Genomic DNA, 2,595 nt, shown 5'->3' with positions numbered 1-2,595 from the left:
GGATTCCGGTCGAAGGCGTCCACCGATTCCGGTGAAGGCGACCACCCGCGCGGGCTCGGCTTGCTGCTGGAGCTGTTCAACCCCCGGTATTCTCGCCGTCCTTTTCAGGCAGCGACGAGGAAAGCGAGATGCCGGCGCAGCGAGTGTCCATGCGCAAGATCCGAGAGGTCCTCAGGCTCACCTTCGCGTGCGGCCTGTCCAAGCGTCAGGTCGCGCCCATCGCCGGGGTCAGCGCCACCACCGTGCGCGAGTACGTCACCCGCGCCAGGCAGGCCGGACTGGGATGGCCCTTGCCCGATGAGTTCGGCGACGAGGAACTGGAGCGGCTTCTGTTCCCGCCCGTGCCCGACGTTCCGGCCGACCAGCGGCCGCAGCCGGATTGGGCCGCCCTGCATCGCGACCTGCGGCGGCCGGGCGTCACCCTGCTGTTGCTCTGGGAGGAGTACCGGGCCCAGCATCCCAACGGCTTCAGCTATTCCTGGTTCTGCGACTGCTATCGCGCCTGGGCAGGGCGGGTGTCGCCGACCCTGCGGCAGGTCCATCCCGCCGGCGAGCGATTGTTCGTGGACTACGCCGGGCACAGCATCGACCTCGTTGATCCCCGAACCGGAGCGGTCCACGCCGCCCAGATCTTCATCGCCGTGCTGGGGGCGTCGAACTACACCTTCGCCACGGCGACGCTGAGCCAGGGGCTGCCCGACTGGATCGCCGCCCACACCGCGGCCTTCGCCTTCTTTGGCGGCGTGCCGCGCCAGGTGGTCTGCGATAACCTCAAGGCCGGCGTCACCAAGCCGTGCCGCTATGAGCCGACGGTCAACGCCACCTACCGCGAGATGGCCGGCCACTACGGCGTCGCCGTCGTGCCGACGCGTGTGCGCAAGCCGCGCGACAAGGCCAAGGTGGAAGTCGGCGTCCAGGTCGTGGAACGCTGGGTTCTGGCGCGTCTGCGCAAGCAGCGCTTCCTGTCCCTGGCCGAGCTCAACGCCGCCATCGCCGGGCTGCTGGACGATCTCAACAGCCGCGTCATGCGCCACCTCGGCGCCAGCCGGCGCGCGTTGTTCGAGCAGCTCGACCGGCCGGCCCTGGGCGCCTTGCCGGCCGCGCCGTACGAGTACGCGGAGTGGCTGCAACGCCGCGTCGGCATCGACTACCACGTCGAGGTGGAGCGCCATTTCTACTCGGTTCCCTGCCGGCTGCTGAAGGAGGCGGTGGAGGTGCGCCTCACCGCCTCCGCCGTGGAGGTCTTCCACAAGGGCAAGCGCGTGGCCGTCCACGCGCGCAGCTCCGTTGCCCACCGCCACACCACCCAGCCCGACCACATGCCGAGCGCGCATCGCCGCTTTCAGGATTGGACGCACGAGCGCGTCCTCCTGGAGGCCGCCGCGGCCGGCCCGCACACCGCCGCCATGGTGGAGGCGATCCTGCGCGAGCGGGAGCACCCCGAACGCGGCTTCCGCAGTTGCGTGGGCATCCTGCGGCTGGCCCAGCACTACGGCGCCGACCGGCTGGAGGCCGCCTGCGCGCGCGGCTTGGCGATCGGCGCGCGTTCCTACAGCAGCCTGCAGTCCATTCTGAAGAGCGGCCTCGACCGCCGCCCGGCGCCCACCGAGCCCGCCGTGGAGGCGCCGACCCTGGCGCACGCCAACATCCGCGGCGCCCGTTACTACCACTGACCCAAGGAGACCCCGATGCTGCGGCATCCGACCGTTGCCCACCTGCACGCGCTGGGCCTGCTCGGCATGGCCCAGGCGCTCGAAGACCAGGGCCGCGATCCCGCGGCCCTGGCCCTGCCGTTCGAGGACCGGCTGGCGCTGCTGCTCGACCGCGAAGCCTCGCACCGGGAGACCAAGCGCACCCTGGCCCGGCTGCGCCACGCCAAGCTGCGCGTGAGCGCGCAACTGGAGGACATCGATTACCGCGCCCCGCGCGGGCTGGACCGGGTGCTGATGGCCAAGCTGGCCGGCGGGCAGTGGGTGCGCGACGGGCTGAACTTGCTGATCACGGGGCCAACAGGAGTGGGCAAGACCTGGTTGGCCTGTGCCTTCGGGCACCGGGCCTGCCGGGACAACCTCTCGGTTCTGTACACGCGCACGCCACGGCTGCTGGAGGATCTGGCGCTCGCCCGCGCCGACGGCCGCTATCCGCGTCTGCTTAAGACGCTGGCGCGCGTGCAGTTGCTGATCCTGGACGACTGGGGCGTGACGCCGATGACCGCCGACCAGCGGCGCGATCTGCTGGAGGTGATCGACGATCGCACCAGCCGCGCGGCGACGCTGATCACCAGCCAGTTGCCGGTGCCGGAATGGCACGCAGCGATCGGCGGGTTGACGCTGGCCGACGCCATCCTGGACCGCGTGCTGCACAGCGCCCATCGGATCGAGTTGGCCGGCGAGTCCATGCGCAAGCGCAACGCGCTCGCCGCGACGACGGCTTGACCCGGCCGCCGCGCTTCTGCAACCTACACGTCATCCAGCAGCCAGCCGAGACTGCCCCCGCGCGGACTGGACGTCATCCGCGGGAACACCTGGACGCCTTCACCGGAATCGGTGGACGCCTTCGCGCCGGAACCACCGCGCGCAATCACCGGAATACGCA

Annotated in this window: 2 protein-coding genes; both read left to right on the top strand. The window is 70.7% G+C overall.

The window, feature by feature from the left end; genetic code table 11:
- Positions 1 to 128 precede the first annotated feature (128 nt).
- A complete protein-coding gene (gene istA / locus ACSVC7_RS32530; RefSeq protein WP_448208736.1) occupies positions 129 to 1,673 on the top strand; it encodes an IS21 family transposase in 1,545 nt (514 codons plus the stop codon).
- Between the two features lie 15 nt (positions 1,674 to 1,688).
- Positions 1,689 to 2,435 (top strand): IS21-like element helper ATPase IstB, encoded by a 747-nt coding sequence (istB, locus tag ACSVC7_RS32525; RefSeq protein WP_448208735.1) that lies wholly within the window; start codon positions 1,689 to 1,691, stop codon positions 2,433 to 2,435.
- Positions 2,436 to 2,595 lie beyond the last annotated feature (160 nt).

Source organism: Azospirillum mesophilum (genome assembly GCF_053470405.2).
Note: the sequence above shows the minus strand (reverse complement) of the source record. Positions and strands in the feature narration are given on the sequence as shown.